The following is a 22,229-nucleotide window of genomic DNA, read 5'->3' as shown; positions in this document are numbered from 1 at the left end:
GATCCGTCCAGGACGGAACGAGGCGCGAGGGATGGCACGAACCACAATGCCTGCGGCAGTCACGGCGGCGTTGGCGTTGTTGGCCGGCGTGCTGTCGGTGCAATGGCTGGCCACCTTGCCGCCGCCGTGGTGCGCGTGCCTGGTGCTGCCGATCGCCGCGTTGCTTGCCTGGCGCTGTCCGCGCTGGCGCTGGCTCGCCTGTTTTCTGTTCGGCATGGTCTGGGCGGCATGGCATGGCGGGGTGGCGATGGGCGCGCGGCTGCCGCGAGCGCTGGAGGGGCGCGACCTCGCCGTCGTCGGCACGCTGATCGATCTGCCGCTGGCGCGCACGGACGCCAGCCGCTTCACCCTGCGGGTGGAGCGGGCCACGCTGGATGGCGAATCGGTTGCCCTGCGCGGTGACATCGCAGTGTCCTGGTACGAAGGCGCGCCCGTTCTGCAGCCCTGCACGCGCTGGCATCTGCTGCTGCGATTGAAGCGGCCGCGCGGCTTGCTCGACCCCGGCAGTGCCGACAGCGAGCGTTCGGCGCTGGAGCGGGGGATTGTCGCCACGGGCTATGTGCGCGACGACGCCGGCAACGAACGCCTGGCGGGTCCTCATGGGTGCGTCGACGGCGTGCGTGATGCGGTGGCGCGGGGTATCGCGGCGCGGGTGCATGACCCGCACGATGCGGCCTTGTTGCAGGCGTTCTCGGTTGGCGACACGCGCGGGTTGGTATCGCGCGACTGGGAAATCGCCCGCGCGAACGGCGTATCGCACCTGATCGCGATTTCCGGCTTCCATGTCGGCGTGGCGGCGGTGTTCGGGGTGTGGCTGGCGTGGCTGGCTTACGCCTGCTGCCCGCGGCTGGGACTATGGCTGCCACGGCCGCAGGCGCAGGCCGCCGCCGCGCTGCTCGTGGCCGGCATCTACAGTGCGCTGGCCGGTTTCGGCCTGCCCACGGTGCGCACGCTGCTGATGATCGCGGTGGTGGCGCTCGCTCGCTGCAGTCGGCGCGGCAGCAGCGGGGCGCAATCGTTGGCCCTGGCCATGATCGCGATCCTGCTGGTCGACCCTTTGGCAGTGCTCGCAGCGGGCTTCTGGTTGTCGTTCGTCGGCGTGGCGTTCCTGATGCTCTGCCTGCAGGCGCGCGGACGTGGGGTGCGCGCCTTTGTGCACGAACTGACCGCCGGACAGCTGGTGATGACCGTGGCGCTGTTGCCGCTGAGCCTGTGGTTCTTCGGGCAGGCCTCGCTGGTGGGGGCGCTGTCCAATCTTGCCGCGGTGCCGCTGGTCAGTTTCGTGATCGTGCCGTGCGCGTTGTGCGGGATGCTGTTGCTGGGCCTGTGCCCGCCACTGGCGACGCCGGTGCTGTGGCTGGCTGCGCGGATCGCCCATGCGCAATGGTGGCTGCTGGCGCAGATGGCGACATGGCCCGGTGCGCATTGGTATCTGCCGACGCTGCGGCCGGTCGCGCTGCTGCTGGCCCTGTGCGGTGCCGTGTGGCTGTTTCTGCCGCGCGGGATGCCGTTGCGCTGGCTGGGCGTATTGTTGTCTCTGCCGCTGCTGTGGCCGCCGCGTCAGCTGCCGGCGGACGGCGCTTTCCAGGTGTGGGTGCTGGATGTGGGGCAGGGCCTGTCGGTGCTGTTGCGCACGCGCGATCACGCACTGGTGTACGACGCCGGTGCCCGATATCCGTCGGGTTTCGATCTGGGCGATGCGGTGGTATTGCCGGCGATCCATGCGCTGGGCATCGCGCGGCTGGACATGTTGATGATCAGTCACGGCGACAACGATCACGCTGGCGGCGCGGCGGCGGTGGCGAACGCGTTTCCGCGGGCGTCGCGCTATGCGGGCGAGCCCGCGCGCATGCGCATCCCGATGCACCAATGCGTGGCCGGCCAATCATGGACCTGGGACGGCGTGCGCTTTCGGGTGCTCAACCCCGGCCCCGACGACGGCGATCGGGACAACGACAGTTCCTGCGTGCTGCTGGTGGAAGGCCGTGGCGGACGCCTGCTGTTGACCGGCGACATCAGTTCGGCGGCGGAGCCGCAGGTGGCGGCGGCGCTCGGGCCGGGACCGCGGCCAGTTCTGCTGGTGCCGCACCACGGCAGCAGGACGTCGTCCAGCGCGGCGTTCATCGCTGCTGTCCGGCCATCGCTGGCGCTGGTGTCGGCAGGTTGGCACAACCGTTTTGGCCACCCGAAGCGGGAGGTGCTGGCCCGTTATGGGGAGGCGCACATACCGGTATTCAACACCGCGGAGCTGGGCGCGATCCCGCTGGAATTTCCGGCCGATGGGCCGCCGCGGCGCGGGCTGGGCTGGCGCCTGCAGCAACCTCGCTACTGGCGCGAATGAGCGGGAGATTGCCACCCGTGCCGCAGTACATCCGGACGGGACTGCTATCATGCGGGCTTCTTGTCCGGTAGTGCGGTGGGCTCAAACGTGCTGGAAATCCTGATGGCTGGTGGTTGGGCGATGGTGCCCATCCTGATCTGTTCGGCAATCGCCCTGGCGATCGTGCTGGAGCGTTGCTGGACACTGCGCCGCAAGTCGGTGCTGCCGCCTGGCCTGACCGACGAGGTACGTCAGTGGGCGCGCGCCGGACAGCTCGATCCGAGCCACCTCGAGAACCTGGCCAGCGGCTCGCCGCTGGGTGAATTGCTGGCCGCCGCGCTCACCGTGCGCAGGCAGCCGCGTGAATTGATCAAGGAGCGCATCGAGGATACCGGCCGGCATGTCATCCACCGGATGGAGCGCTACCTCAACACGCTGGGCACGATCGCCCTGATTGGCCCGCTGCTTGGCCTGTTTGGCACCGTGATCGGGCTGATCCGCATGTTCATGGAAGTGATGGCCGGCGGCATCGGCGATCCGGCCAAGATGGCCGGTGGCATCGGCGAGGCGCTGATCTGCACGGCATCGGGCCTGACCGTGGCGATTCCCGCGTATGTGCTGCATCGCTATTTCCGCTCGCGCGTGGCCGGCTATTGCGTGGAGATGGAAAAGCAGGCCACCGCCCTGCTCGACGACCTGACCCTGACGCCCGCTGGGGCGGCACCCGTACGCCCACGGCGCACGCCGGTGCCGACGGCGCCGGGCGCAGGCTGAGCGCGCACCGATGCGTATCAGCAACAACCGCCGCGGGGACGATTTCGAGATCAACGTGATTCCGTTGATCGACGTGCTGCTGACCCTGCTGATGTTCTTCGTTCTGACCAGCACGTTCGTGCAGCATTCGCGCCTGCAGGTGACCCTGCCGCAGGCAAGCGCGCAGGACCGCGACATGAACGCGCCCGCGTTGACCATCATGATCGACCGCGACGGTCGCTACTACGTGGGCAGCGATGAGGTGCTGGGCGAGGGCATCGAGCCGCTCAAGCAGACCATCGCGCGCAACGCCGGCGCCGACCGCGAGCGTCAGGTGACGATCCGCGCCGATGCGATGACGCCGCACCAGGACGTGGTCACCGCGATGGATGCACTGGGCCAGCTCGGTTTCACCCGTCTGTCGATCGCCACTACGCCGGTCCAGCCAGGCAGCCGTCAGTGAGCAGCCAGAAAACCGCTGTATGGGATGCGGAGAGCTGGCGCATCTATCGCCGCCTGCTCGGCTACACCCGACGCTACTGGGCGATCGGACTCGTCACGCTGGTCGGCATGGCGGTCGATGGTGGTGGGCTGGTGGTGTTCACCAAGCTGCTGCAGCCGCTGATCGATCAGTTGTTCGCGAAGAAGGATCCCTACCTGATCTTCTGGATGCCGATCTGGATCATCCTGATCTTCGCCGTGCGCGGCGTGGGTACTTTCGTCAGCAGCTACGGCATCGCCTACATCGGGCGCAACGTGGTGCAGGTGATGCAGCGCGACGTGTTCGCTGCCTATCTGCGGTTGCCGGCCGCGTTCTTCGGGGCCGAAGCCTCGGGTCACCAGGTCTCACGCATTACCTACACCAGTGAACAGGTGGCCTCGGCCTCGACCGATGCGGTGAAGATCGTGGTGACCGAAGGCGTCACCGTGGTCGGCAGCCTCTACGTGATGCTGTACTACAGCCCCTACCTGACCATGGCGTTGCTGATCATGGTGCCGGCGATCGCCTTGATCGCCACCGTGGTCAGCCGGCGTTACCGGCAGATCAGCCGGCGCATCCAGGGCATGATGGGTTCGGTCACGGGCACCGTGGAGGAGTCGGTCGGGGCGCACCGCGAGGTACGCATCTACGGCGGCCAGTCGCACGAGTCCACACGCTTCAACGAGATCACCCAGCGTGCGAAGCGGCTGAATCTGAAGATCGCTGCCACCAATGCCTCATCGAGTACCGCGATCCAGACCGTCGCCGCCTGCGCGCTGGCGGCGCTGGTCTACCTGGGCACGCGGCCATCGGTTATCGACAGCATCTCGCCCGGCGTATTCGTCGCCGTGCTGACCGCCATGGGCACGATGATGCCCTCGCTGAAACGCCTCACCACCGTGCAGGCGAACATCCAGCGTGGCCTTTCCGCGGCTACCGATCTGTTCGAGATCATCGACACCCCGGCAGAGAAGGACACGGGCCGGCAGGAGATCGCGCGGGCCGGCGGCGACATCCATTTCGAGGATGTCCGCATGGTGTATCCGCGCGGGGAGTTCGAGGCTTTGCGCGGCGTAGATCTGCATTGCGCGCCGGGTACGGTGACCGCGCTGGTCGGCCGTTCGGGCAGTGGCAAGAGCAGCCTGGTCAGCCTGCTGCCGCGTTTCTACGCGCCGAGTTCCGGTCGCATCGTGCTGGATGGCGAGGACTACCAGGATTACACGCTGCGATCGCTGCGCCGGCAGATCGCCTGGGTCGGGCAGAGCGTGGTGCTGTTCGACGATACCGTGGCCAACAACATCGCCTACGGCGAACTGGCCGGATCCGCCGAGGTGGACATCATTGCTGCCGCCGAGGCGGCCAACGCGATGGAGTTCATCGCGCGCATGCCGCAAGGCATCCACACCCAGATCGGCCAGAGCGGCAACATGCTTTCCGGTGGCCAGCGGCAGCGCATCGCGATCGCCCGCGCGATCCTCAAGAACGCGCCGATCCTGGTGCTGGACGAGGCCACCAGCGCACTGGATACCGAGTCCGAACGGTTGATCCAGCAGGCCTTGCAGCGGCTGATGAAGGATCGCACCACGCTGGTCATCGCACATCGCCTGTCCACCATCGAAGGTGCCAACCAGATCGCCGTGATGGATCAGGGCCGCATCGTCGAGCGCGGCACCCATGCCGAACTGATCGCACTGGGCGGTCACTATGCCGCGCTGCACCGCATGCAGTTCCACGACCTCGCCGCCGGCGACTGAGGAGCCTCCATGGCGCTGGTCGACACGCTCGAATCAGCCTGGTACGGCTCCGGCCGCTCCCCTTGGTGGACGTGGCCGCTGGCCACGATGTACGGCTGCGTGGTCCGCCTGCGCGCCGGGCTCTACCGCATCGGCTGGCTGCGCAGCACGCGGCTGCCGGCGCCGGTGGTGGTGATCGGCAACCTCAGTGTGGGCGGCACCGGCAAGACGCCACTGACGATCGCGGTGGTCGATGCGCTGCGCGCGCGCGGCTACCGGCCCGGCGTGGTCAGCCGGGGTTACGGCGGCAGCCAGCGCGAACCCCTGTTGCTGGGTGCTGCCCCGGACCCGGCGCGCGTCGGTGACGAACCCTGCCTGATCCATGCCTGCGGCGCGCCGGTGGCGGTGGGCCGCGATCGGCCCGCGGCGGCGCGCCTCCTGCTCAACGCGGGTTGCGACGTGGTGATCGCCGATGACGGCTTGCAGCACTACGCGCTGGCGCGCGACGTGGAAATCTGCGTGGTCGACGGCGTGCGTCGCTTCGGCAACCGGCGGCTGCTGCCGGCCGGGCCGCTGCGCGAGCCGCTGGACCGGCTGCGGCGGGTGGACTTTCGCGTCTGCAACGGTGGAACGCCTGCCGAAGGCGAATACCCCATGCAATTGCACGGCGGCGAGGTCATGAGCCTGTGCGATGACCATCGCCAGCCGCTCGTGGATTTTTCCGGCCAGCGCGTCCACGCCGTCGCGGCGATCGGCCATCCGTCGCGCTTCTTCGGCAGCCTGCGTGCAGCAGGCATCGAGGTGATCGAGCATGCCTTCGCCGACCATCACGCCTACACCGCGGACGAGCTCGACTTCGGCGATCGGCTGCCCCTGCTGATGACCGACAAGGACGCCGTCAAATGCCGCCGCTTCGCCCAACCGCACTGGTGGCGGGTACCGGTGCGGGCCGACCTGCCGCCGACATTCTACGAAGCGCTGGACGAACGCCTGGAAGGTTTGCGTCGCGAGGCCAGTTCGCCCGCCACATAGACCTTGCGGGCCAGGCCGCCGCCGATCCAGTAGCACAATTCGGCTGGCCGGCGCGCGTTCCAGACCACCAGGTCGGCCCGCTGGCCGACTTCCAGCGTGCCGCGATCGCTCAGCCCCAGCGCGCGGGCCGCGTTGACGGTGACGCCGCGCAGCGCTTCCTCCGGCGTCAGCCGGAACAGCGTGCAGGCCATGCCGGCGGCCAGCCGCAGCGACAGCAGCGGCGAGGTGCCGGGATTGCAGTCGGTGGCGATCGCCATCGGTACGCGGTGGTGGCGCAGTGCCTCGATGGGCGGCAGCTTCGTTTCGCGCAACGCATAGAACGCACCGGGCAGCAGCACTGCAACGGTGCCGGCGACGGCCATCGCCTGAATGCCGGATTCGCTGAGGTGTTCCAGATGATCGGCGGACAGGCCACCGTATTCGGCCACCAGGGCGGCACCACCCAGATCGGACAACTGCTCGGCATGCAGCTTCACCGGCAGACCGAGCTCCTTCGCGCGCCCGAACAGCCGGCGGGTTTCCTCACGGCTGAAGCCGATGCCTTCGCAGAACGCATCGACTGCATCGACCAGGCCTTCGGCGGCAAGCGCGGGCAGCATCTCGTCGCACACCAGCGTGACATAGTCGGCACGGCGATCGCCGTACTCCGGCGGCAGCGCATGCAGGCCCAGGAAGCTGGTGCGTACGCTCATGCCCAGTTCGCGGCCGAGCCGTCGTGCCACCCGCAACATGCGCCGCTCGCTGTCCATATCCAGCCCGTAGCCGGACTTGATCTCCAGCGTGGTCACGCCGTCGGCCAGCAACGCGCGCGCGCGCGGCAACGATTGCTCGAACAGCTGCTCGTCGCTGGCGGCGCGGGTGGCGCTGACGCTCGATGCGATGCCGCCGCCAGCGCGGGCTATCTCCTCGTAGCTGGCGCCGTTGAGGCGCAGCTCGAACTCGTTCGCACGGTCGCCGCCGAACACCAGATGGGTATGGCAGTCGATCAGGCCCGGCGTGACCAGCGCGCCGTCGAGCGATTCGACGGCACTGGCCAGCGCATCGGGTGCGCCTGGAAGAGCGTCCATGCGCCCGATCCAGGCGATGCGTCCATGATGCAGGGCCATCGCACCGCGTTCGATCAACCCGTAAGGCGCATCGCCGGCAAAGGTCGCAAGCGTTCCGTTCAGCAGCAGCCGATCCCAGCGTGGTTCGCTCATGTTCGCACTGACTCCATGGTGAGGATCATGACTGTTGGGTGGGGCGAGTATCGGCTGCCGCGGCTGGTTCGTCGAATGCGCTGGTGCGTCCGGGCGGGGGCTCATCGGGAGCGCCATCCTGATCGCCGCCGGCAGACGGTGCGGCGGCTTGCAGCCGCTCGAAATCCTGCACCATGCGCTCGGCGAAATCGCGGTACACCGGGACGGGGCAGAACAGCGATGCCGCGGCGCGGGCGAGCAGGCAGGCGGCCATGATCGGGATCACCATGTCCTGATTGTTGGTCAGTTCCATCGCGATCACGGCCGAGGTCAGCGGGGCGCCGGTGACGCCCGCCAGGTACGCGCTCATGCCCAGCAACACCACCGCCGCGGCGGGTGCGCCGGGCAGGAAGTGCGCGATGTTCTGGCCCAGTCCGGCGCCCACGGCGAGCGCCGGGGAAAAGATGCCGCCCGGGATCCCGGCCCAGTACGACGCCACGTTGGCCAGCAATTTTTCGATGCCGAAACCTTGATCGGGCATGCTGGCGGCGCCCTGCACGATCGCGCGCGCCTGGTCGTAACCGGTCCCGTAGACGGTGCCGTGCGAGGCCATGCCCAGCAGCGCCAGGACCAGCCCGCAACCCGCCGCGAACCACACGGGTCGGCGCGCGCGCAGTGCGCCGATCAGGGCGAGCGGGCCTTGCCGGCTGAGCAGGATCAAACGCGCGAAAAGGCCGCCCAGCAGGCCGCCGATCACCCCGGTAAGCAACACCGCCAGCCACGCGTGCCCCAGCGGCAGGCTGGCCTGCACTTCGCCGAAGTAGGAATAGTTGCCCATGATGCCCAGGGAAACCACGCCACCGATGATCACCGCGGTCAGCAGCAGGCCGCTGAAGCGGTGCTCGAACGTGCCGGCCAGTTCCTCGATGGCGAACACCACGCCGGCCAGCGGCGTATTGAACGCCGCCGCGATGCCGGCTGCACCGCCGGCAAGAATAAAGCGCGAGGCGGCCTTGGGGTCGTCGAAACCGAAACGCCTGGCCATCGAATAGAACAACGCGGCGCCGACATGCACGGTCGGTCCCTCGCGGCCGATCGATGCGCCAACGGTCAGGGAGATCAGGGTCAGCGCCATCTTGCCGGCTGCGATCGGCAGCGAAAGCATGCGTGCGCGAAAGCTCTCGCTCTCGATGTGCAGCGTGCCGATCACCTGGGGAATGCCGCTGCCCCGCGTAGCGCGCAGACGCCCTTCGGTTACCCAGGCCAGCAGGCCGAACACCACCGGAGTCATGATCAGCGGTATCCAGCTGCCGTGGCTGAGGATGCGCAAAAACAGCCCGTAGGACCAGACGCTCGCCTTGGCGAACAGGATGGCCGCCAGCGCCACCAGCACGGCACCGACCCACAACACGAGGCGCCGCTTCCAGTGATGCGGCGCGAAAAAATCGTGACCGAGCAAAGCCTGCAGGCGGGTATTCGACGAGGTCGGTGGAAGCTCGGACATCTGTCGATTATCGCAGAGCCCGAGGTGCAGCCGGAATCGACGGCCGGCCGGCCGTCGACTTGGAGCCGGCAGGTATCGTCAGGGGCGAACGACGAAAGAGCGCGCCCGTTGTTGTCCGGGCCCATCCGCAAGAATCACCGTGGCCGCCAGCGCGCTTCGTACAGATCGAAGCGGCGATCCTTCAGGTTCGTCACGGCGCCGGCGTTGCGCGCACGTGCCAGGCTTTCCAGGCGCAGGTCGGCGAACAGCACGGTCTCGATGTTCGGGGTCGAATCGGCCGCGACGCCGTCGCGGGCGAAGCCGAAGTCGCTCGGGGTGAGGATGCAGCTCTGGCCGTACTGGATGTCGAAATTGTTGACGCCGGGCAGGTTGCCGACGTTGCCGGAGAGCACCACGTAGCACTGGTTTTCGATCGCCCGCGCCTGCGAACAGTAGCGCACGCGCAGATAACCCTCGCGCACGTCGGTGCAGAACGGCACGAACAGAATGAGCGCACCCTGGTCGACCAGATGCCGCGCCACTTCGGGAAACTCCGCGTCGTAGCAGATCATCACGCCGATCGGGCCGCAGTCGGTGAGCACGGTGGCCGCGCTGTCGCCACCGATGATGTTCCACACGTTGCGCTCGCTCGGCGTGGGATGCAGCTTCTCGCGCTCGTGGATCGAGCCGTCGCGCAGGCACACGTAGCAGACGTTGTGGATGTCGCCGTTGGCCTGCTCGGTGGGGTGCGTGCCGCCGATGATGTTGATGTTGTAGTGCACCGCCAGCCGGCTGAAGAGCTCCTTCACCTGCGGCGTGTACTGGCTGAGCTTGCGGATCGACTCGACCGGCGACAGCTCGGTGTTCTCGATCGACAGCAGTTGCAGCGTGATCAGTTCGGGGAAGGTGACGAAGTCGGCGCTGTAGTCGGCGGCGATGTCGGTGAAGTATTCGACCTGGGTGGCGAACTCGTCGAACGAGGTGATCCGGCGCTGCTGGTATTGCACCGAGGCCACGCGCACCGAATCGGGCAGCAGCCGCGCCGAGGTGATCGGCGGGATGTCCGGCTGGTCGAGCAGTTGCGGGTTGCGCCAGACCAGGTGCACGGCGTAACCCAGCGACTCGTGATCGGACGGCACGTAGCCGCGCAGGATGCCGATCACCTCGAAATCGTTCGACAGCTGGAAGCTCAGCGTGAGGTCACGTCGCTTGCCTTCCACCACCGCCTGCACGTAGGCCTCGGCGCTGCCGTAGCGCGCCATGTTCTTCGCCAGCCCGGGGATGCGCCCGCCGAACACGATGCCGCGCAGCTTCAGGTCCATGCACAACCGCTTGCGCGCCTGGTACAGCCGCTGGCCGATGCGCATGCCGCGGTAGTCCGGATGCACCACCACCTCCATGCCGTACAGCCAGTTGCCGTCCGGCTTGTGCCGCGAGCCCATGCCGCCGCCGGTGATCTGCATCCAGGTATGCGGCGCCAGCGCAGTGGCTTCATCGATGCGGAACGTGGCGCAGTAGCCCACGATCACGCCTTCGTACTCGACCACGAACTGGCCTTCCGGGAAATGCGTCTGCTGCGAACGCAGCATCTCCACCGAATGGCCCCATTCCTCCGAGTAGATCCGGGCAGTAAGGTCGGCGAGCTGGGGTACGTCGTCGAGGACTGCCTGTCGCAGCAGCAGCTTCGGGGTATTTTCGTGGGTCTTCTTGGCCATCGCGCCATTATGCCTTGGGTGGAAGGCGCCTAAAGTGAAGGTGGATCATTCGCCCGGTTACACTGCGCGGCATCGTCCACGGGAGTCGTCTGCATGAGCATCCACGCCGCCGTTCGGCCATTTCGGGCAGGCCAGCTATGGCGCGCCGATGGCTGGCACACCGATGCGATGCTTGCCGTGGGAGCCAATGGCCGCTTGGGCGAGACCGCCGATGATGATGCCGGCGAGTCGATCGGTCGCTGGGTGTTGCCCGGCATGCCGAACCTGCACTCGCATGCGTTCCAGCGTGCGATGGCAGGGCTGGCCGAACGCAAGGGCCGCAGCGACGAAAGCTTCTGGAGCTGGCGCGAGACGATGTATGCCTTCGCCGCCACGGTCGGACCGGACGAGCTGCAGGCGATCGCCGCCCAGCTCTATGTCGAGATGCTCAAGGCCGGCTACACCCAGGTTTGCGAGTTCCACTACCTGCACCACCAGCCGGATGGCAAGCCGTACGCGCAACCCGAGGCGATGTCGCTGGCACTGATCGAGGCCGCGCGCGAAGCCGGCATCGCGCTGACCCTGCTGCCGGCGCTGTACATCAGCGGCGGCTTCGACGGCCGCGTGCTCACCGCGCGGCAACGCCGTTTCGGGCATGACGTGGACGGTTATCTGCGCCTGCTTGAAACGCTGCGTCAGCGCGAAAACGACGATCTGCGCGTCGGCATCGCGCTGCATTCGCTGCGCGCGGTTCCGGAAATGGCGATGCGCGATGTGCTTGCCAGTGCCATGGCGAAAACCGGCCCGATCCACATCCACATCGCCGAGCAGATCGGCGAGGTGCAGGACTGCCTGGCCACCCGCGGCGCGCGGCCGGTGGAGTGGCTGTTCCACCATGCCGACGTCGATGCCCGCTGGTGCCTGGTGCATGCGACCCATCTGACCGGGGCGGAAACCCTGCAGCTCGCGCGCAGCGGCGCCGTGGCCGGCCTGTGCCCCACCACCGAGGCGAATCTCGGCGACGGCCTGTTCCCGCTGGCCGAATACCTGGACGCCGGCGGCGCGCTCGGCATCGGCTCGGACTCGCACATCTCGATCTCGCCGGTGGAGGAACTGCGCTGGCTGGAATACGGCCAGCGCCTCACCAGCGGCCACCGCAACATCGCCGCGCGCGGGCAGGGCACGAGCGTGGGCGAGACGCTGTGGTCTGCCGCGTTGCGCGGAGGCGCACAGGCGGCCAGGCTGCCGTTGGGCGACTTGCGTGCGGGGGCGCGTGCCGACCTGATCGTGCTGGATGAAAACTCGCCGCTGCTCGCCGCGCGCGATGCCCGGTCGGTGCTGGACAGTTTCCTGTTCGCCGGCAACACGCCCTTGGTGCGCGATGTGATGTGCGGCGGTGAATGGGTGGTGCGCGACTTCCGGCATCGTGACGAGGAGCGCATTGCGACGCGCTACCGCAATGCCGTCAAGGCGATTGGAGTTGCCCAAGATCATCAAACGATGCCCCCGAAGCCGTTAGCCTGAATTCCGTCGCCGCCCCAGGGGCGGCTCTCGAGCGGAGCGCACGCATGGCCCTGGCCACACCGCTGCCTGCCGCGGAGGCGGTATTCCGCGCCCGCGGCCTCACCAAGACCTACCGCATGGGCGAGGTCGAGGTGCCGGCGCTGCGCGGGGTCGACCTGGACCTGTATCGCGGCGAGTTCGTGGTGCTGCTCGGTCCCTCGGGCAGCGGCAAGTCGACCCTGCTGAACATCCTGGGCGGACTCGACGTGCCCACCACCGGCGAGGTCTGGTACGAGGGGCATCACCTCACCGGCGCCAGCGAGCGCGAGCTCACGCTGTTCCGCCGCGAGCACGTCGGCTTCGTGTTCCAGTTCTACAACCTCATTCCCAGCCTCACCGCGCGCGAGAACGTGGCGATCGTGACCGAGCTGGCCGGGCAGCCGATGACGCCGGAGGAGGCGCTGGCGCGGGTGGATCTGGCCGACCGCATGGATCACTTTCCCGCGCAGCTGTCCGGCGGCCAGCAGCAGCGGGTGGCGATCGCCCGCGCGATCGCCAAGCGGCCGGCGGTGCTGCTGTGCGACGAGCCCACCGGCGCGCTCGACTCGGCCACCGGCGTGCGTGTGCTGGAGGCGCTGGAACGGGTCAACGCCGAGCTCGGCACCACCACCGTGGTGATCACCCACAACGCCGACATCGCGCGCATGGCCCATCGCGTGCTGTACCTGGGCGACGGCCGCATCGTGCGGGAGGAGCGCAATGCGCAGCGCATGCCGGCAGCGGAGCTGCACTGGTGAGCGCGCTGAGCCGCAAGGCGGTGCGCGACCTGTGGCACCTGCGCGGGCAGGCGCTGGCGATCGCGCTGGTGATCGCCGGCGGCGTCGCCACGCTGGTGATGTCGCAGTCCACCTACGAGTCGCTCACCGCCACGCGCGAGCAGTTCTACCGGCAGGGTGCGCTGGCCGACCTGTGGGCGCCGCTCAAGCGCGCACCCGACACGCTGCTGCCGCAGCTGGCCGCGATTCCCGGCGTGCAGACCGCGCAGGCGCGGTTGCTGGCGCTGGGCACGCTGGGCGTGCCGGGCTTCAACGAGCCGGTGCGCGCCGAGGTGGTATCGCTGCCGCTGGACGGCGGCCAGCCGCTGCTCAACCGGGTGCAGCTGCGCAGCGGGCGGCTGCCCGATCCGGAGCGCGACAACGAAGTGGTGGTGGGCGAGGCCTTCGCGGCGGCGCAGGCATTGCGCGTCGGCGACAGGCTGCGGCTGACCCTGCGCGGGCGCCAGCGCTGGCTGCAGGTGGTGGGCGTGGGCACCTCGCCGGAGTACGTCTACCAGAGCCCACCGGGCGCGGTGTTTCCCGACTTCAAGCGCTATGCGGTGCTGTGGATGAACCGCCACGCGATGGAAAAGGCGCTGAACATGGACGGCGCGTTCGACAACGTGACGCTGCGCCTGCTGCCCGGTGCGCGTACCGCCGCGGTGATCGCCGAACTCGACCGCCTGCTGGCGCGCTACGGCGGCGTCGGCGCCTACGGCCGCCACGAGCAGACCTCGGCGCGCTACCTGGAGGAGGAGATGCGCCAGCTGCAGACGATGGCGCGGCTGTTCCCGGCGATCTTCCTGGGCGTGGCCGCGTTCCTGCTGCACGTGGTGCTGATGCGCCTGGTCGGCACCCAGCGCGACCAGATCGGCGTGCTCAAGGCGTTCGGCTACAGCCATCGCGCGCTGGCGGTGCATTACCTGGGCATGGCCGCGGCGATCGCGCTGCTCGGCGCGGCGCTCGGCATCGCGCTGGGCGGAGGGCTGGGGCGCTGGCTGGCGCACGTCTACCAGGGCATCTACCGCTTTCCGTTCCTGGCCTATCAGCTGAGCATCCAGGCGGTTGCCACCGGCGTGGCGGTGAGCCTGGCGGCCGCGGCCGCCGGCGCGCTGATGGCGCTGCGCGCGGCGGCCAGCCTGCCGCCGGCCGAGGCGATGCGCGCGCCGGCGCCGGCGCACTTCGGGCCTACCGTGATCGAGCGGCTGGGCCTGCAGCGCTGGCTGTCGCAACCGGCGCGGATGGCGCTGCGCGACCTGGAGCGTCGTCCCGGTCGCGCGGCGTTCACCGTGCTGGGGCTGGCGCTGGCCTGCGCGGTGACCATGGTGGGTCGCTTCCAGGGCGATGCGATCGACTACATGGTCGACACCCAGCTCAGCATCGCGCAGCACCACGATCTGGCGGTGAGCTTCATCGAGCCGGCGCCGCGGCGGGTGCTGTTCGAGCTGGCCGCGCTGCCGGGCGTGCGCTGGGCCGAGCCGGTGCGGATGGCGCCGGTTCGGCTGGTGCATGGCCACCGCAGCTATCGCACGACGATCGAGGGACTGCCGCCGGATGCGCGCCTGCGCCGGCCGCTGGATGCGCAACTGCGACCGATCACGCCGTCCGCCGATGGCGTACTGCTGACCGATTACCTGCAGGGCATGCTGGCGCTCGCGCCCGGCGACGAAATCGAGGTGCAGGCGCTGGAAGGCCATCGCCACGTGCGCCGCGTGCGCGTGGCCGGCTTCGTGCACGAGTCGATCGGCGCGCAGGGCTACATGGATCTGGATGCATTGAACCGGCTGCTCGGCGACGGCGACGTGGTCTCCGGCGTGCTGCTGGGCGTGCTGCCGGGCGCCGAGCCGGATCTGTATGCGCGGCTGGATCGGCGCCCGTGGGTAGCCGGCATCAGTTCGCGGCTGGCCTCGGTGCGCAGCTTCTACGCCACCATGGGCGAGAGCCTGCTGGTGTTCTCCCTGGTGGCGGCGCTGCTGGGCGGGGTGATCAACTTCGGACTGGTCTACAACGCGGCGCGGATCAGCCTGTCCGAGCGCGGCCGCGAGCTGGCCAGCCTGCGCGTGCTGGGCATGACCGAGGGCGAGGTGAGCGCGCTGCTGCTGGGCCAGCTGGGCCTGCTGGTGGTGGTGTCGCTGCCGTTCGGCTTCGCCGCGGGCTGGGGGCTGTGCTGGCTGATGGTGCAGGGCTTCCAGTCCGAGCTGTTCCGCATACCGATCCGGCTGACCACCGCCACCTACGCGTTCGCCGGCCTGATGGTGCTGGGCGCCAGCGTGGTCTCCGCGCTGCTGGTGCGCCGGCGCATCGCGCGGCTGGACCTGATCGCCGTATTGAAGACCCGTGAATGAGGACCGCCCGATGAGCATGAAACGCCGCCACTGGATCATTGCTGCCGCCGCGACGGTCGCCGTCGCGGCCGTCGCGTGGTGGGCGCTGCAGGCCGCGCCGCGCACGCTCGAGGTAGCGCAGGTCACGCGCGGCCCGCTGGTGCAGCGCTTCGAGGAAGAGGGCCGCACCGAGTTGCCGCGACGCTGGGTGCTGTCGGCGCCGATTGCCGGCACGCTGCGGCGGATCGACCTGCTGCAGGGCGATCCGGTCAAGGCCGGGCAGGTGGTGGGGGCGATCGAGCCACCGCAGGGTAGCCTGCTGGATCCGGCCAACCGCGATCGTCTGCTGGCCGAGGAACAGGCTGCGCAGGCGGCCATGCAGGCGGCGCAGCAACGCCTCGCCGCGGCGCAGGCGGATGCACGGCTGGCCTCGCGTGACGTGGGCCGCATGCGCACGCTGGGTGCGTCGGGCGTGGTCAGCGTGGCCGCGCTCGACGAGGCCGAAGCGCGCGTGGCCCGGGCGCAGGCGGCGGCTGCCGCGGCGCTGGCCGAACAGCGCGCCGCCGGGCAGCAGCGCGCGGCGCTGGCGGCGCTGCTGCAGGGACAGGGCCATAGTGGCGGGCAACAAATCGAATTGCGCGCGCCGATCGACGGCGTGGTGCTGCATCGTTACCAGCAGAGCGCCATGCCGGTGCAGGCGGGCCAGCCCTTGCTGGAGTTCGGCGACCTGGGCCAGTTGCAGGTGATGGTGCAGGCGCTGTCGCAACAGGCGATCGCGCTGCGGCCGGGTTCCCTGGCGCGGATCCTGCGCTGGGGCGGCGAAGGTGCGTTGCCGGCGCGGGTGACGCGGATCGAGCCGGGCGGCTTCACCAAGGTATCGGCACTGGGCGTGGAGGAGCAGCGCACGCAGGTCTGGCTGGACATCACTGCGCCGCGCGCGCAGTGGGCGCAACTGGGCGATGGCTACCGGGTCGAGGTGGAGTTCGAGCTGGCGCGCCGACCCGACGTGCTGCAGGTGCCGTCCAGCGCGCTGTTCCGCGACGGCCGGCGCTGGGCGGTATATCGCGTGGACGGCGGTCGCGCGCGTCTGACCGAGGTTACCCCGGGCATGCAGGGCGATGGCTCGACGGAGATCCTGTCGGGGTTGCGTCAGGGCGAGCGGGTGATCGCCTATCCGGACGACCGCCTGGCCGATGGCCTGCGCGTGCGCCCGCTGGTCGCGTCGCCGTGACTGCGGGCATTCGCCGCGCCGGCGACGCGGCAGCAGCGGCGGGGGCAGCCGTCAAGGCATCGACCGGTGCGGCGGCCGGACAATCGGTTTAGCCTGTGCCCGCGTTGCGCGCCGTCCATGACGGGTTTCCGAAACGACCAAGGGGAGAGTCCCATGCAAGGTTCCACCGATCTGGGCAAGCTGGTGCTTCGTGTCGTGCTGGGTGTGTTGATCCTGTTCCATGGCGTGTCCAAGCTGATCCACGGGCCGGGCTACATCATCGGCGTGGTGACTGCGGCGGGCCTGCCGTCGTTCATTGCCTACGGGGTGTACGTGGGCGAGGTGCTGGCGCCGCTCCTGTTGCTGCTCGGTTACTGGACGCGGGTGGGCGCGCTGATCATCGCGATCAACATGCTGGTGGCGATCGGGCTGGTGCACCTGGGCCAGTTCGCCACGCTGGCCGATACCGGCGGCTGGGCACTGGAGCTGCAGGGCATGTTCTTCGGCACCGCGCTGGCGATCATGCTGCTCGGCGCCGGCCGTTTCAGCCTGGGCGGCAGCCACGGGCGCTGGAACTGAGCGGTACCCGGTTCAGGCCTCGGTGATCGAGCTGAACGCCAGCCGTCATCGGCTGGCGTTCGCGTCATCGCCACCCGCGGGAATGCGTTTGCTGAGACACATCCACGGCAAGGAGTGTCCCATGCATCGCATCGCGTCCCGTCTCGCCATCGCCCCACTGTTGCTGGTCGGCAGCATTTTACTTTCCGGTTGCATCGTGGCGGCGCCGCGCCCGGTCCGTCACGTGCGCGTGGTGACGCCGGTGCAGGTCGAACCTGTGCGCGTATGGGTGCCGGGCTACTGGGGCCCGCGGCATGTCTGGGTCGGGGGTCATTGGCGCTATCGCTGATCGCCCTCAGGCCGACGGTTCCAGCCGCTCGCGCAGGAAGTCGATGAACGCGCGCAGCTTCGGCGGCACCTGCAGCCGGCTCGGGTAGTACAGGTAGAAGCCGTCGAACGGCGGCAGCCATGCATCCAGCACGGTCTGCAGCCGTCCGGCGGCAATGTATTCGCGCACCATCGGCTCCAGCATGTGCACCAGCAGCAGGCCGTCCAGCGCCGCCCGGATCGGCAGCGAGGGTTCGTTGGTGATGAGCGGGCCGTTCACGTCGATCTCGAACCAGCGATGGGCCGTCGCGCCGCTTTTGCCGGTGCTGACTTCATGGGCGCGGCTTTTATCGGCGCGGCTTCTATCGGCGAACTCCCAGCGGTAGATCGCGCCGCTGCTGCGATAGCGAAAGCGTGCGCAAACGTGCTGCTGCAACTCGCGCGGATGCTGCGGCCGGCCATGCCGCGCGAAGTACGCCGGCGCGCCGGCCACCACCGCGCGCAGCGGTCCGCCCAGCGGCAGCGCGACCACGTCGCGTGCCAGCCGCTCGCCGAGGCGGATGCCGGCATCGACGCCATCGGCGACCAGGTCGGTGAGCGCGTTGTCGGCGATCAGGTCGAGCGTGACGTCGGGATAGGCGCGCAGGAAGTCCGCCAGCATCGGCGCGAGCAACTGGTCGAGCAGGCTGTGCGGCGCGGTGATGCGCAAGGTGCCGGCAGGGTGGTCGCCGTGCTGGCGCAGCGCCTCCACCGCGCCGTCGATCTCGGCCAGCGCGGGGCCGATGCGTTCGAGGAACTGCCGGCCCGCCTCGGTCAGGCCCACCTTGCGCGTGCTCCGCTGCAGCAGGCGCGCACCCACGCGTTGTTCCAGCTGGCGCATCGCCTGGCTCAGCGCCGACGGCGTCACCTCCAGCTCGGCTGCGGCGCGGGTGAAGCTGCCGTGCCGGGCGATCGTGTGGAAGGCGCGCAGCGCCGGGCTGTGGTCGTCGATCATTGATTAGTCCAGCTTCATGAAGCATCAAGAGAATCGGCATTTTTCCACGGAATGACAAGGTGCAGACTTTGCGCCGTCCCCACTGACGGAGTCCCGCCATGTCACTCGACCAGTACTACACCCTCGGCCGCTCCGGCCTGCGCATCAGCCGCCTCGCGCTCGGCACCATGACGTTCGGCGACGACTGGGGCTGGGGCGCGGCGGAGGACACCGCCCGCGCGATGTTCGACCGCTACCTCGCCGCCGGCGGCAATTTCATCGACACCGCCGACCTCTACACCGGCGGCAGCAGCGAGCGCCTGCTCGGCAAGTTCATCGCCGACAGCGGCAGCCGCGACCGCGTGGTGCTCGCCACCAAGTTCAGCTACAACGCCGAACCGGGCAACCCGAACGCCGGCGGCAACGGCCGCAAGAACATCCTGCGTGCGGTGGAAGGCTCACTGCGCCGCTTGCGCACCGACTACATCGACCTCTACCTGCTGCACACCTGGGACCGGATCACGCCGGCCGAAGAGGTGCTGCAGACGCTGGACGACCTGGTGCGCGCCGGCAAGATCCGCCATGCCGGCCTGTCCGACGTGCCGGCCTGGTACGCCGCGCAGATCCAGACGCTGGCGCGCGCGCACCACCTGCATCCGTTGGTCAACCTGCAACTGCAGTATTCGCTGGCCGAGCGCAACATCGAACGCGAATACGTGCCGCTGGCGCAGGAGCTGGGCATGGGCATCACCGCATGGAGCCCGCTGGCGATGGGCTTGCTGTCCGGCAAGTACCGGCCCAGCGAGGCCGGCCACGACGGCGAGGGCGAAGGCCGGCTGCAGGTGGTCAAGTCGATGGGCCTGCCGTCGCTGGCGGACAAGTTCACGCCGCGCAACTGGGCCATCGTCGGCGCGGTCGAGCAGGTCGCGCGCGAAAGCGGCCTGAGCATGGCGCAGGTGGCGATCCAGTGGGCCGCGCGCCAGCCCGCCCTGGGTGCGGTGATCCTCGGCTCGCGCAACCTGGATCAGTTCGAGGACAACCTCGGCGCGCTCGATCGTCCGCTGCCCGACGAGGCCATGCGCCGGCTGGGCGAGGTCTCCGCCTTGCCTTCGCAGTTTCCCTACAGCTTCTTCGAGCCGGCGCAGCAGGCCGGCCTGCATGGCGGCGTGGGGGTGGGCGACAAGCCGCCGGGCTATGCCTCCACGGTGTGGACGGGCGCCGCGCAGCGCGTGGACTTCGCGGCCGCTTCGACGACGGAGGCGGCGCGATGAAGCCACTGCCTTACGGCGCGCCGATCACGCTCGACCAGGCCCGCGCCGTGATGGCCGCCGCCGAGGCGGAAGCCGCCGCGCATGATTGGCCGATGGTGATCGCCATCGTCGGCAGCGGCGGCCAGCTGGTGATGCTGCACGCACTCGACCAGGCCCAGCACGGCAGCGTGCCGGTGGCGCAGGGCAAGGCGGAGACGGCAGTGAATTTCCGCCGCCCCAGCAAGCTCTTCGAGGATGCGGTGGCCTCCGGCAGCCTCGGCCTGCGCCTGCTCGGCATGCACAACCTGCTGCCGCTGGACGGCGGGTTGCCGCTGATCGCCGACGGCTGCGTGATCGGCGCCATCGGCGTCTCCGGCATGCAGTCGACCGAGGACGCGCAGGTCGCCGCCGCCGGTGCTGCCGCGCTGGCCGGCGAGCCGGCGCCGGCAACTACCCGGCGTGGGTCTCGCGCGCCAGGTGCAGGTCGTTGAACTTGCGACGCTCGACCAGTTCGCTGACGTGGCCAGCCGCATCGCGGCGGAAGATCAGCAGGTTCCGCTCGTCGTCGGTGCCCATGAACACATCGCGCGCGATCGGCTCCAGCGCGGTGAACGGCCGGCCGGCCCTGGTGACATAGCCCAGCACGCCATCGCGCACGCTGACCGTCCAGGCGCGATCCGGCGCGTAGCGGTAGGTGCCGGCATAGTCGTCGAGGGTCAGGCCGCGCACCTCGAGTGCCGGCGGCGGCGTCGGGATCGTCACATCCTCCATGCCGGCCATCTTCCAGGCGCCGTGCTGTTTCACGAACGTCGCCAGCGCCTGGTAGCGCACCACCAGCTGCTGTCCGAAGACGGTCTCGCGCTCGTACTCCTCCACCTGGAGCAGCGCGGTATCGCCGTATCGCCATGCCTTCGGCTGGCGCAGTTCGATGCTGCCGGCGAAGCCGGCGGGGAACACTTGCAGCGAGGCGATCGCATCCTTCTTGTGCTGGATGCGGCCGAACTCGTCGATCAGCACGGCATCGTCGGTCAGCGTCCGCTGCCAGATCGCCTTGTCGCCCCGCGGAATCGCGTCGACCCAGGCCTGGGTGATCGCCACCAGTTCGTCGCGCAGCGCGTTGGATGGCTCCGCGGCATGCAGGGCACCCAGCTGGCATGCGAGCACGCACGCAACGGCCCATCGGGATATCGGCATGGTCCTGGCTCCGCGGAAGGTGCCGCGAGTCTGGATCCATGCAGGCCCGGGCAGCATGTGCACGAAGTCACGCGGGCATCGCCGGGTCGGCGGTCAGGGCCACGGTGGGGCGCCGCAGGCGCCTGCCGGCATGCCGTGCGCGAACCAGGACAGGCTGCGGCCTTCCTCGTCGGGCGCTGCGGATCAGGGTGCGGTTTCCGAATCATGATGAACTTCGTCGGTGGAGGCGATGACAGCGCGACCGTGCTACGCAAGCATCGTCCGATTTGCCACACTCGCGTTTTTATCCGGTAGCCGGCATGCGTTCGAAGGCTCTTGCCGCCGTGGGACTGGCACTGTGTTCGGCGCTGTTCTTCACGCTTACCTACGTGCTCAATCGGAGCCTCGTCGCCGGCGGCGGACATTGGGCATGGGCGGTGATCCTCCGCTACCTGCTCACCCTGCCGCTGCTGGCCGTGGTGGTGCCCCTGCAGGGCGGGCTCGGTGATCTGCCGCGCGAGCTACGCAGGCATGCGCGGCCGTGGTTGTTGTGGAGCAGTGTCGGCTTCGTGCTGTTCGGCGTGCCGCTGACCTGGGCGGCGAACAGCGGGCCGTCGTGGCTGATAGCAGGCAGCTTCCAGACCACCGTGCTGGCCGGCCCGCTGCTGGCGCCGCTGATCTATCGCGATGAGCGGCGTCGGTTGGCGTGGCCCACGCTGGCGATCGGTGCACTGATTGTCGCCGGCGTGTTCGCCTTGCAATGGGGCCATGCGCAAGGCCGGCTGCATGCGGGCGACTGGCTGGCGATCGGTGCGGTGGTGTTGTCCGCGTTCGCCTATCCGCTGGGCAACCGCAAGCTGCTGTTGCACCTCGAACACTGCGGCAGCCGGCTCAACGCGGTGCAGCGGGTGTTCGGCATGACGCTGTGCAGCTGGCCGCTGTGGTTGCTGTTCGCGGCGGTCGCGTGGTTCACGATCGGCCCGCCGACGTGGCGCGAGGCGCTGCTGGCCGGCGGCGTGGCGCTGTCCTCGGGCACCATCGCCACCATCCTGTTCTTCCGTGCCACCGACATGGTGCGCAGCGAGCCGACTGCGCTGGCTGCGGTGGAGGCGATGCAGGCGGCGGAACTGCTGTTCGCCACGCTGCTCGGCGTGCTGTTTCTCGATGAAGCATGGCCGCACGGTTACGCGCTGTTCGGCGCGCTGGCGATCATCGCCGGCATCGCGTTGTTTGGCTGGATCAGCGGACGCGGCGCCGCTGGCGATGACGGGGCGGTGCGCGCCTTGCGCAGCGATCGCAGCGCCTGACCCGTGGCTGCCCGATGACCTTCCTTCGGCCCAGGACCCGCGAGGGGAACTGCGCCAGCCGCGGCGGGCACGTCACGGCGCTGCACGCGGCCGGCCGTCATGGATGCTCAATCGT

19 protein-coding genes are annotated in these 22,229 nt (G+C 69.1%); 14 read left to right on the top strand and 5 right to left on the bottom strand.

Annotated elements, in window-relative coordinates; translation table 11 throughout:
- Nucleotides 1-31 precede the first annotated feature (31 nt).
- The 5 genes from ACFPME_RS02240 to lpxK all read left to right on the top strand — a co-directional run bounded on the left by ACFPME_RS02240 (nucleotide 32) and on the right by lpxK (nucleotide 6,319).
- Nucleotides 32-2,341 (top strand): DNA internalization-related competence protein ComEC/Rec2, encoded by a 2,310-nt coding sequence (locus ACFPME_RS02240; RefSeq protein WP_377301590.1) that lies wholly within the window; start codon nucleotides 32-34, stop codon nucleotides 2,339-2,341.
- 102 nt (nucleotides 2,342-2,443) lie between these two features.
- Nucleotides 2,444-3,094: a MotA/TolQ/ExbB proton channel family protein gene (locus tag ACFPME_RS02235; RefSeq protein WP_377301588.1), complete on the top strand. Its 651-nt coding sequence runs from the start codon at nucleotides 2,444-2,446 to the stop codon at nucleotides 3,092-3,094.
- A 10-nt stretch (nucleotides 3,095-3,104) separates the two neighbouring features.
- The gene (locus tag ACFPME_RS02230; RefSeq protein ID WP_377301586.1) at nucleotides 3,105-3,536 is read left to right on the top strand and encodes an ExbD/TolR family protein; all 432 of its coding nucleotides are present in this window, start codon (nucleotides 3,105-3,107) and stop codon (nucleotides 3,534-3,536) included.
- Nucleotides 3,533-5,308: a lipid A export permease/ATP-binding protein MsbA gene (msbA, locus tag ACFPME_RS02225; RefSeq protein ID WP_377301584.1), complete on the top strand. Its 1,776-nt coding sequence runs from the start codon at nucleotides 3,533-3,535 to the stop codon at nucleotides 5,306-5,308. Before ACFPME_RS02230 ends, msbA begins: the two co-directional genes overlap by 4 nt.
- Nucleotides 5,309-5,317: 9 nt before the next feature.
- The gene (gene lpxK / locus ACFPME_RS02220; protein WP_377301582.1) at nucleotides 5,318-6,319 is read left to right on the top strand and encodes a tetraacyldisaccharide 4'-kinase; all 1,002 of its coding nucleotides are present in this window, start codon (nucleotides 5,318-5,320) and stop codon (nucleotides 6,317-6,319) included.
- Here lpxK and hutI read toward each other — a convergent pair.
- The 3 genes from hutI to ACFPME_RS02205 form a co-directional block, all read right to left on the bottom strand.
- Nucleotides 6,256-7,518 (bottom strand): imidazolonepropionase, encoded by a 1,263-nt coding sequence (gene hutI, locus ACFPME_RS02215; protein WP_377301580.1) that lies wholly within the window; start codon nucleotides 7,516-7,518, stop codon nucleotides 6,256-6,258. The genes lpxK and hutI overlap by 64 nt on opposite strands.
- Nucleotides 7,519-7,543: 25 nt before the next feature.
- A complete protein-coding gene (locus ACFPME_RS02210) occupies nucleotides 7,544-9,001 on the bottom strand; it encodes a chloride channel protein (protein ID WP_377301578.1) in 1,458 nt (485 codons plus the stop codon).
- A 134-nt stretch (nucleotides 9,002-9,135) separates the two neighbouring features.
- The gene (locus ACFPME_RS02205; RefSeq protein WP_377301576.1) at nucleotides 9,136-10,695 is read right to left on the bottom strand and encodes a GNAT family N-acetyltransferase; all 1,560 of its coding nucleotides are present in this window, start codon (nucleotides 10,693-10,695) and stop codon (nucleotides 9,136-9,138) included.
- A 93-nt stretch (nucleotides 10,696-10,788) separates the two neighbouring features.
- On the opposite strand from ACFPME_RS02205, the gene ACFPME_RS02200 reads away from it, so the two are divergent.
- The 6 genes from ACFPME_RS02200 to ACFPME_RS02175 all read left to right on the top strand — a co-directional run bounded on the left by ACFPME_RS02200 (nucleotide 10,789) and on the right by ACFPME_RS02175 (nucleotide 17,433).
- Nucleotides 10,789-12,198 carry a formimidoylglutamate deiminase gene (locus ACFPME_RS02200; protein WP_377301574.1) on the top strand — a complete coding sequence of 470 codons (1,410 nt, stop codon included), beginning with the start codon at nucleotides 10,789-10,791 and terminating at the stop codon, nucleotides 12,196-12,198.
- Nucleotides 12,199-12,242: 44 nt separating this feature from the next.
- Entirely contained in the window at nucleotides 12,243-12,974 is a 732-nt protein-coding gene (locus tag ACFPME_RS02195) for an ABC transporter ATP-binding protein (RefSeq protein WP_377301572.1), read from the top strand.
- Nucleotides 12,971-15,337: an ABC transporter permease gene (locus ACFPME_RS02190; protein WP_377301570.1), complete on the top strand. Its 2,367-nt coding sequence runs from the start codon at nucleotides 12,971-12,973 to the stop codon at nucleotides 15,335-15,337. Before ACFPME_RS02195 ends, ACFPME_RS02190 begins: the two co-directional genes overlap by 4 nt.
- 10 nt (nucleotides 15,338-15,347) lie before the next feature.
- The gene (locus ACFPME_RS02185; protein ID WP_377301568.1) at nucleotides 15,348-16,547 is read left to right on the top strand and encodes an efflux RND transporter periplasmic adaptor subunit; all 1,200 of its coding nucleotides are present in this window, start codon (nucleotides 15,348-15,350) and stop codon (nucleotides 16,545-16,547) included.
- A 153-nt stretch (nucleotides 16,548-16,700) separates the two neighbouring features.
- Nucleotides 16,701-17,105, top strand: coding sequence for a DoxX family protein (locus ACFPME_RS02180; RefSeq protein WP_377301566.1), 405 nt, complete (start codon nucleotides 16,701-16,703; stop codon nucleotides 17,103-17,105).
- Nucleotides 17,106-17,226: 121 nt separating this feature from the next.
- Nucleotides 17,227-17,433: a hypothetical protein gene (locus ACFPME_RS02175; RefSeq protein ID WP_377301564.1), complete on the top strand. Its 207-nt coding sequence runs from the start codon at nucleotides 17,227-17,229 to the stop codon at nucleotides 17,431-17,433.
- 6 nt (nucleotides 17,434-17,439) lie between these two features.
- On the opposite strand, the gene ACFPME_RS02170 is transcribed toward ACFPME_RS02175, so the two are convergent.
- Nucleotides 17,440-18,405 carry a LysR family transcriptional regulator gene (locus ACFPME_RS02170; protein ID WP_377301562.1) on the bottom strand — a complete coding sequence of 322 codons (966 nt, stop codon included), beginning with the start codon at nucleotides 18,403-18,405 and terminating at the stop codon, nucleotides 17,440-17,442.
- A 98-nt stretch (nucleotides 18,406-18,503) separates the two neighbouring features.
- Here ACFPME_RS02170 and ACFPME_RS02165 point away from each other — a divergent pair, with 98 nt between their 5' ends.
- Entirely contained in the window at nucleotides 18,504-19,655 is a 1,152-nt protein-coding gene (locus tag ACFPME_RS02165; protein WP_377301560.1) for an aldo/keto reductase, read from the top strand.
- Nucleotides 19,652-20,125, top strand: coding sequence for a GlcG/HbpS family heme-binding protein (locus ACFPME_RS02160; protein ID WP_377301558.1), 474 nt, complete (start codon nucleotides 19,652-19,654; stop codon nucleotides 20,123-20,125). Before ACFPME_RS02165 ends, ACFPME_RS02160 begins: the two co-directional genes overlap by 4 nt.
- Here the strand turns inward: ACFPME_RS02160 and ACFPME_RS02155 are convergent.
- Complete coding sequence (locus ACFPME_RS02155; protein ID WP_377301556.1) at nucleotides 20,085-20,828, bottom strand: nuclear transport factor 2 family protein; 744 nt, start codon at nucleotides 20,826-20,828, stop codon at nucleotides 20,085-20,087. The two genes, ACFPME_RS02160 and ACFPME_RS02155, sit on opposite strands and share 41 nt — an antisense overlap.
- 299 nt (nucleotides 20,829-21,127) lie before the next feature.
- Here ACFPME_RS02155 and ACFPME_RS02150 point away from each other — a divergent pair, with 299 nt between their 5' ends.
- The gene (locus ACFPME_RS02150) at nucleotides 21,128-22,114 is read left to right on the top strand and encodes a multidrug resistance efflux transporter family protein (RefSeq protein ID WP_377301554.1); all 987 of its coding nucleotides are present in this window, start codon (nucleotides 21,128-21,130) and stop codon (nucleotides 22,112-22,114) included.
- Nucleotides 22,115-22,229: the final 115 nt, after the last annotated feature.

The organism is Rhodanobacter umsongensis (assembly GCF_042654965.1).
Taxonomy (GTDB): domain Bacteria; phylum Pseudomonadota; class Gammaproteobacteria; order Xanthomonadales; family Rhodanobacteraceae; genus Rhodanobacter; species Rhodanobacter umsongensis.
Note: the sequence above shows the minus strand (reverse complement) of the source record. Positions and strands in the feature narration are given on the sequence as shown.

What these genes read in the sequence shown, in the direction of transcription:
- ACFPME_RS02240 (WP_377301590.1), top strand. Translation starts at nt 32, where the DNA reads ATGGCACGAACCACAATGCCTGCGGCAGTCACGGCGGCGTTGGCGTTG.
- ACFPME_RS02235 (WP_377301588.1), top strand. Translation starts at nt 2,444, where the DNA reads ATGGCTGGTGGTTGGGCGATGGTGCCCATCCTGATCTGTTCGGCAATC.
- ACFPME_RS02230 (WP_377301586.1), top strand. Translation starts at nt 3,105, where the DNA reads ATGCGTATCAGCAACAACCGCCGCGGGGACGATTTCGAGATCAACGTG.
- lpxK (WP_377301582.1), top strand. Translation starts at nt 5,318, where the DNA reads ATGGCGCTGGTCGACACGCTCGAATCAGCCTGGTACGGCTCCGGCCGC.
- hutI (WP_377301580.1), bottom strand. Translation starts at nt 7,518, where the DNA reads ATGAGCGAACCACGCTGGGATCGGCTGCTGCTGAACGGAACGCTTGCG.
- ACFPME_RS02210 (WP_377301578.1), bottom strand. Translation starts at nt 9,001, where the DNA reads ATGTCCGAGCTTCCACCGACCTCGTCGAATACCCGCCTGCAGGCTTTG.
- ACFPME_RS02205 (WP_377301576.1), bottom strand. Translation starts at nt 10,695, where the DNA reads ATGGCCAAGAAGACCCACGAAAATACCCCGAAGCTGCTGCTGCGACAG.
- ACFPME_RS02200 (WP_377301574.1), top strand. Translation starts at nt 10,789, where the DNA reads ATGAGCATCCACGCCGCCGTTCGGCCATTTCGGGCAGGCCAGCTATGG.
- ACFPME_RS02195 (WP_377301572.1), top strand. Translation starts at nt 12,243, where the DNA reads ATGGCCCTGGCCACACCGCTGCCTGCCGCGGAGGCGGTATTCCGCGCC.
- ACFPME_RS02185 (WP_377301568.1), top strand. Translation starts at nt 15,348, where the DNA reads ATGAGCATGAAACGCCGCCACTGGATCATTGCTGCCGCCGCGACGGTC.
- ACFPME_RS02180 (WP_377301566.1), top strand. Translation starts at nt 16,701, where the DNA reads ATGCAAGGTTCCACCGATCTGGGCAAGCTGGTGCTTCGTGTCGTGCTG.
- ACFPME_RS02175 (WP_377301564.1), top strand. Translation starts at nt 17,227, where the DNA reads ATGCATCGCATCGCGTCCCGTCTCGCCATCGCCCCACTGTTGCTGGTC.
- ACFPME_RS02170 (WP_377301562.1), bottom strand. Translation starts at nt 18,405, where the DNA reads ATGATCGACGACCACAGCCCGGCGCTGCGCGCCTTCCACACGATCGCC.
- ACFPME_RS02165 (WP_377301560.1), top strand. Translation starts at nt 18,504, where the DNA reads ATGTCACTCGACCAGTACTACACCCTCGGCCGCTCCGGCCTGCGCATC.
- ACFPME_RS02160 (WP_377301558.1), top strand. Translation starts at nt 19,652, where the DNA reads ATGAAGCCACTGCCTTACGGCGCGCCGATCACGCTCGACCAGGCCCGC.
- ACFPME_RS02155 (WP_377301556.1), bottom strand. Translation starts at nt 20,828, where the DNA reads ATGCCGATATCCCGATGGGCCGTTGCGTGCGTGCTCGCATGCCAGCTG.
- ACFPME_RS02150 (WP_377301554.1), top strand. Translation starts at nt 21,128, where the DNA reads ATGCGTTCGAAGGCTCTTGCCGCCGTGGGACTGGCACTGTGTTCGGCG.